The following is a 7,306-nucleotide window of genomic DNA, read 5'->3' as shown; positions in this document are numbered from 1 at the left end:
CTAGTTGGTTGTGGTGTAGGAGTTGGTAATGGTTTGGTTTACTAGTTGGTTGTGGTGTAGGAGTTGGTTGAGGTTTGGGTTTACTGATTGGTTGTGGTGTAGGAGTTGGTTGAGGTTTGGGTTTACTGATTGGTTGGGGTGTAGGAGTTGGTGATGGTTTTGGTTTGCTAGTTGGTTGAGATGTAGGGGTTGGTGATGGCTTGGGTTTACTGATTGGTTGGGGTATAGGAGTTGGTGATGGCTTGGGTTTACTAGTTGGTTGGGATCTAGGGTTTTTTATGGGAGAAGATTGTGATACAGGTTGAGGTTTGGGACTACTATTTTTTGCAGCTAATTTATTTGAGCTTTTGATAAATGTGCGTTTCCTATAAGAGGTTTTCTTGGGAACATCGCGCTTTACGTACCTTTTATTAGTAGTATATGAGTATATATATTTATTAGAATTAGAAAATGATTTTTCTAAATTTTTTTGTGAATTGGATTTAGGTAAAACATTAATTTTTGGTACAGGTTTAATATGAATCGCTACTTTCATATTATTTTTTGATTGGGTGGTGGGTGATTGGGAAAGTAGATACATACAACTACACCCTAAAAAGAAAAAAAATAAATTAGCGATAATCAAATATTTTTTTTTATTAAATAAATGTTTATTCATAGGTGATTAATTATTTATCTTAAAAATCGTATATATAAGAAAAAAATTATAGTAAGTCAAAAAAAATGCGCCAGAATGCAATTGTAGAGTCTAAGTAATCCAACTCTAAAAATGATTCAGCAAATTGTTCTGAGGATTGTGATTAATTATAATTTTGGTAATTACTATTGATAATCAAATTCGCAATAGCTGATTATATTAAGAGCAATTACCAGTCAAGTTTTCATTGGTTTAAGTGATTGCTAAACCAAACCTAATAGATAATCAATGTTTAATTATTAATAGTCAAGACCCTTAACCAAAGCATCAATATGTAATTAATGATTTGGTTAAAAGACAATCAACAGATATATTCACCATGCCAGGATAATCACATACCTAGCAATCAATAAGTTTTACACCTAATCAAAAAAAATTGAGCTTAACCAGCTTCAATCTATCAGCACAAAATCATCCATTTATAATCGTATTATTCCCAATAAATGAGACAAAACAACATCATGAATAAATTGATTGATATGATAATTATTTTCAAAATCATCCGGATATGATGAGATTTTAGTTGTTTATTAATTGAAAATTTAATTGACGCATCTCATCTGATACCAATTCAAAAAATGTATGTGTTTGCAACACATACATTTTTTGTAGGGAACATCCACAATCTTTTGGTATATAAAATTATCTTACTGGTGCCGTGCCCTTACGGGAACATCCCAATTTTGCAAAACCTAATAATCTTCTGTCATTATTGAAACATCAAACCTATGAACAGTAAACTTATTACTTAATCACTGTGTCTTCTAACACCTTAGCCACTCGTAAAATTAATGATTCATTATAGGGGGCAGCAATTAACTGTACCCCCAAAGGTAAACTATGGGAACTCCATATAGGAACAGATAAAACGGGTAAACCAATAAATGACAGTGGTTGGGTAAAAAGTCCTAAATGTGGGCGTACCAGAATTTCCGCTCCATCCAGAATCATAGTTTGTTGTCCAATCAAGGGTGCAGGAATAGGAGTCGTAGGGGCAAGAATTATATCAACTTTTTCAAATACTTCCCTAACTCTGTCTCTATACCATCGACGAAAACGCTGTGCTTGGATATACCAACTATTGGGGATTAATGCACCTGCCAAAAAGCGATCGCGGGTAGCTGGATCGAAATCCTGGGGACGGTTGCGTAATTTATCGAAATGCAGATTTGCCCCTTCACAAGCAGTAATTACAAACGCTGCGGCTCTAGCACGATGGGCTTCTGGTATGGTTACATAGTTATTTACACTCAATACTTGAGCAACTTTTTTGACAGCTTCTAAAGCCTCCGGTTCTGCTTTCTGGGTAAAATAATCATCAGCGATCGCAATTCTGATATCCTCAATACCTTTAGTAATTTGTGATACACAATATTCTGGTGGATTTTTCGTACAAACTGGATCTGTTTCGTCTTCTCCTTGAAGTACATCAAAGGCTGTAGCAATATCTGACACAGAACGAGCAAAGGGCCCAATATGGTCAAAACTACTGGAAAATAAAGCTACACCTGCACGGGATAATCTTCCGTAGGTGGGTTTAAAGCCAAATACGCCGCACAAAGCCGCAGGAACCCGAATTGAACCGTTAGTGTCTGAACCTAGGGTTAAGGGAACCAAACCCCCAGCTACAGCCGCAGCCGCACCACCAGAGGAACCACCAGCGACGCGGTTTAAGTCATGGGGGTTGTGGGTTGCACCATAATGGAAGTTTTCTGTAACAAACCCATAGGCGTATTCATCCATATTTAAGGCACCTACGAGGATTGCACCTGCTTGTTTTAACTTGGCTATTGCTGTAGCATCTCTGAAAGCAGGGGGGTTTTCTGCGTTAATTTTGGCACCTACGAGGGTGGTTATCCCAGCAATATCAAACAAATTTTTGACGGCGAAGGGGACACCAGCTAATACACCGGGATTTTTTCCAGCAGCGATTTCTCTGTCAATTCTGGCTGCATCCTGTAAAGCTATGTCTGCAAGGATATTAGTAAAACAGTTTAACTCCTGATCTTTGCTGGCAATTCGTTGTAAAGTTGTTTGGGTAACCTCCAAGGCGGTAATTTTGCGATCGCGTACTGCTGTAGCAATGGATACGGCGTTGTTTAATTCTGGGTTCATGGCTCAAAAACTGGTGCGGCTTCCACTTCTTCTGCTAAGGGAAACTCGTTGACAATTTGAGCAATTACCCTAATTCTGTCAAAGTTTTCCACTACCCCATCAATATATTCATCTGGCAATTGCAAGTCTAACAGTAATGCCATTTGTTTCACGTATGTAGTTGTATCAAATTGTGTATCTGTCATTTCAGTTATCAGTTATCAGTTATCAGTTAGCCTCTTGCAGAGGAGCTGCGCTAACAGTTATCAGCTACTTCATAGATAAATCGAGGGGCTTGTATCCTGTTTATTTTTTTATCACTTATTACTTATTACTTATTATTTATTACTTATTACTTGTTACTTGTTATATGTCTAACTCCTGAAGTAGCGATAAATACTGATAATTATCATGGTGAGGATAATTGCGATCGCACCAATACCCAAACTCAAGACAAAAACTTCTGCTCGAAAGCCAATATATCCAATATGCTGTTTATAATCATTGGGTTTTTGTGCCAGGATAACGGCGGAACCGAGGGAACTGGTGGCAAGTCCCACACCGGCGATCGCAATGGTATTATTAAGCTGGCGATCACTTTTGGTTTGTTCGATCTCAACTATGCCTCTGACAGTATTGATCAGGTCTTCTACTATCCTTAAGCTAGCATTGAGACTAGCATAGTCTTGTGTCACCTGTGCTTGATATTTTTGTTGAACAATTTCGCTGAAGTCTTTTAAGCAACTTAAATCAGTATCACCTATTTTACTATCTTGCAGTTGCTTTTCTTTGGCTTTTTTCTCAATATCTTCTAAGTATTTTTGATAATTATTTAAATTAGTTTTTATAGCCAATATCAGAATTTCTAAGTAGCTGAGTTTTTTCACATATTCCGAAAGGCTTCCGATGCTTGTAGTCAGGATTTCCTGTAATGTTTTTAACTGTTTAGGCGATAATTTCTTTTTTGGGTTGGGGTAATTTATATTTTTAACAGTTTTGACTTTATCTAAAATAGACTTAAATTCTGATTGTAATTCTCTCGTGATTTGCTGACTATAGGCATATTCCCAAATAATTTTGTTGCGGGAACATAATAAACGTAGCCAGTATCCATAAAAGCTTGCTGCTTCCTTCATGACCATGAGATCAGGATAGAGTATAACTAATACATGGATATTTTCCGTTTCTATTTGCTGCAATTTTTGGGGCGGTTTCCAGGCTTCAAATAGTTTAGCACCGAGAAATTTACCTATTTCTAAATTTTGACATTCTCGATTGTTTAAGCTTTTATATGCTACTTTTGCTAAAGTTTCTAAATTAGCTTGATTGTCTGGAGGTATGACACCAGAAATCATCCAGCTTTTACCTATGTTGCCCTTTTCCTCTGTCCCTTGTTTTGCCAAATTACTGAAACAACTTATAGGCTGAGGATTCACTAAATCATCAACAGAACAGTCAAATAATAGTCCGTAGGTGTCATCTAAACGAACGGGATAATAATAACCTTGTAAGTTATATGGGTTACATTTATCAATATCATATTTAAAGTTATAGTGATTGTCTGAAATATTCGACTGCTTTTTAATAGATTCTTCTAATAATTCTAATAATTTTGTATACTGCGGATTATCTGCTTCTAATTCTCGTTCTAAACCAACATGAATTTTATCGGGTAAATTTTGCCAAAATTGAGTATGATTTGTAGCTATTTGCTCATCATTATCTCCCAAGCCATTTCTTAGTTGGTAGACAAATAAATCTAAAGTAGGAAATATTAATTTGTTCATCTAAATTATCCGATTTATTTTGGCTGGGTAGATTTTCCCGGAGTGTTATTTTCTGTTTTAGGCGTTTGGGGATTTTGTGTTTCTTCTTCTGGAATAGGAGTGGTAGGAGGATTTACATTACCTAAACCTAAATCATCGGGTTCTGGGTTGTCTTCAGTGACAGGAAACCCTTTATTCCTTTCTTGTTCATGTCTTACATCTTTTAAAGCTAGACGTTCTGCATCATAAATCTTTTTGAGCCGAGGGCACTGTTCTAATAAGTTGTTAATCTGATTAATATTATCTTCCGTGACTTCATCCTGTAAGGTTTGACGTAATTTTGTAATTTCTGCTTGTAATTCTGCTGAAAGAGTTGATAAATCAAATTTAACGATCGCATTTATAAAGGCATCACGTCGGATGATATATTTTTCCATGACTTTCCAGTTTAGGAGTTAATATTGCCAGTAATTGTGAAATTAGCCCAATAATAAGGATGGGCGTAAGGAGGGATTTGACTATCCATTTTACCGGGATTATTGCGGATCTTGTCCGCTTCATCACTCAATTCTTCTGCATCGATATCATTATATTCTGCTAATTCCTCAGCGCGATCGCTATACCATTTCATCAATTCCCTATAAGTAACATTACGCAGCCACATTTGGGTTCTTTTCAGTGCGATGGCTGGTGCAATATCCCAATCTGGCTGGCGATAAAATTCAATCATGAACAAAGCACTCGAAACTGATTCTGCTGTCCACAGGGTACTTACCACATGACTCACACCCTGACGTAGAAAGCCACTCACCAACCCTACATATTCTGTGGTGATGGTTTGCTTTCCCGTCACCCCAGTTTCACAAGCGGAAAGACTAACCATCTTGTAGTTTCTCAAGGGAATATCTTCTAATTGCAGAATATCTTCTAGGGTAAGCCTATGTTTTCCACTCAAAGCTAGGGCTGATTCTTTGGGATTGTGAAAATTATAGGTTCCATGACCTGTAAAATGAAATATGTCATGCCCAGATTGGAGGGCAGATTGCAGATTTTTTTTAGTGACATCATTATCTGCAAGGCGTTGGGGATTGCTAAACATCCTGGTGATGGTAGCAGATTCCATTTCCGCATAGGGTAGTTTGTCAAAAGGTTTATCGTCAGAATCAGTGCTTTTGGGATGTTCTACGCTGAGTAATTTGGTGGGGGAGCCTGTATTTTGTTGTTGGCGGGATAATTCTGCTAGGGATAAGCCAATTTGGGCGCTGGGTAGGTAGGTGATGGTGAAGTTGTCAGGGAATAGGGCGTGGAGGGGTAAGCGGTGTAAGTCCCGGTGGGGAACTAATATTAAATTTTGGACTTCGTCGTGAGCGCTCAGTCGAACGATTTTAGATTTTGGATTTTGGATTGATTGGATTGATTGGATAATGGTGGATATGTTGAGAATATGGGCTAGTTCATCTAGCAGGTTGGGTAAATTTTTCCGCCAGTTCTTTTCTTCCTCGACTGGTTTATCCTTACCTTTGCGATAATTGGCGTATTGTTCGTTCCATTTATTTAGCCAGTTTTCAAACTTATATATGTGTGAAGGAAAGCGGGTTTCTCCCAAGACTATGGGTGATGGGGAATTGTGTTGGAGAATGAATGTGTGTAATGCTGCGGGGCTAAGATGCCAGTAAACTATAGCTGTGGTGGGATTGAGTAACTGTTGGATTTCCTTCCAAGTGGGTGAAACATCATCTCTGTCATCTAGCAGCCAAGATAAGCAAGTATTTTTGCCTTTTTCTGCTAATTCCAATGCTGCACACCAGTTTCCTGATTGCACCGCCACATCAACGGTTAATTGCTGAAAGCTTACGAACTTTAAACCTAGCTGTCGTTTTTTACCGGGACTTTTGCATTCATCCAGCAAGCGACGCAACACATCTGTACCCTGTCGTTGGAGTTCTTCTGCTTTGGCGGTTTCTCGTAAATCGAGATGAACGTGGATTAAGTCTTGTAAAACTTCCAGGTGTGCTTCGGGGTAATCTGCTGCAGTGAGAGTTTTTAATGCTTGGTTATAGCTCTTTGCAGCTTTATTACGATAACTGCGGGGATGGGAAGCACTAAGTCCTTGGTAATAGTGTGCGTTACCTATAGCTTGATGTAATAGTCCCCCTCCTTCTAGGTGGGTTTCTTGGGGACAATATTTTAATCCTTCTTCATAACTTGCTAATTTTCCTTTATAGCGACGCTGGTTAAGGTCGGGATTAGAACTAAAGGAAAACCACAGGGGAGAACTAAATGAATTTCCTGCTGCAATACCTCTTCCTATCCAAGCTAGGTGTAAGTCAGGTTTAATTGCAAGGGCTTTATCATAGGATGCGATCGCTGGTTCATATTTTCCTAAATTACCTAGAGCATTACCCCGGTTGTACCAAGCTAGGTGTAAGTCAGGTTTAATAGCAACTGCTTTGTCAAAGGATGCGATCGCTTGTTCATATCTTCCTAAATTACCTAGATCAAGACCCCGGTTGCACCAAGCTTCGTGGTAGTCAGGTTTAATTTCAAGGGCTTTATCCCAGGATGCGATCGCTTGTTCATATCTTCCTAAATTACCTAGATCAAGACCCCGGTTGTACCAAGCTTTGTGGTAGTCAGGTTTAATTTCAAGGGCTTTATCCCAGGATACGATCGCTTGTTCATATTTTCCTAAATTACCTAGAGCAAGACCCCGGTTGTACCAAGCTTCGTGGTAGTCAGGTTTAATTTC

5 protein-coding genes and 1 pseudogene are annotated in these 7,306 nt (G+C 38.3%); all 6 read right to left on the bottom strand.

Annotation, left to right across the window (positions count from 1 at the left end):
• Positions 1–658 (bottom strand): annotated as a pseudogene (locus CALSC_RS19755) (hypothetical protein); the annotation flags it as partial.
• Between the two features lie 783 nt (positions 659–1,441).
• The gene (locus CALSC_RS19750; protein ID WP_088242994.1) at positions 1,442–2,812 is read right to left on the bottom strand and encodes an AtzE family amidohydrolase; all 1,371 of its coding nucleotides are present in this window, start codon (positions 2,810–2,812) and stop codon (positions 1,442–1,444) included.
• Positions 2,809–2,997, bottom strand: coding sequence for a DUF4089 domain-containing protein (locus CALSC_RS19745; protein WP_088242993.1), 189 nt, complete (start codon positions 2,995–2,997; stop codon positions 2,809–2,811). Before CALSC_RS19745 ends, CALSC_RS19750 begins: the two co-directional genes overlap by 4 nt.
• 168 nt (positions 2,998–3,165) lie before the next feature.
• Positions 3,166–4,578 (bottom strand): hypothetical protein, encoded by a 1,413-nt coding sequence (locus tag CALSC_RS19740; protein ID WP_088242992.1) that lies wholly within the window; start codon positions 4,576–4,578, stop codon positions 3,166–3,168.
• Positions 4,579–4,592: 14 nt separating this feature from the next.
• A complete protein-coding gene (locus CALSC_RS19735; RefSeq protein ID WP_088242991.1) occupies positions 4,593–4,994 on the bottom strand; it encodes a hypothetical protein in 402 nt (133 codons plus the stop codon).
• Between the two features lie 11 nt (positions 4,995–5,005).
• The coding region (locus CALSC_RS19730; RefSeq protein WP_143288315.1) for a CHAT domain-containing protein at positions 5,006–7,306 on the bottom strand (2,301 nt) is incomplete at its 5' end.

Source organism: Calothrix rhizosoleniae SC01, assembly GCF_900185595.1.
In the GTDB taxonomy this organism is placed as follows: domain Bacteria; phylum Cyanobacteriota; class Cyanobacteriia; order Cyanobacteriales; family Nostocaceae; genus Calothrix_A; species Calothrix_A rhizosoleniae.
This window is presented reverse-complemented; position numbering and strand designations above follow the sequence as displayed.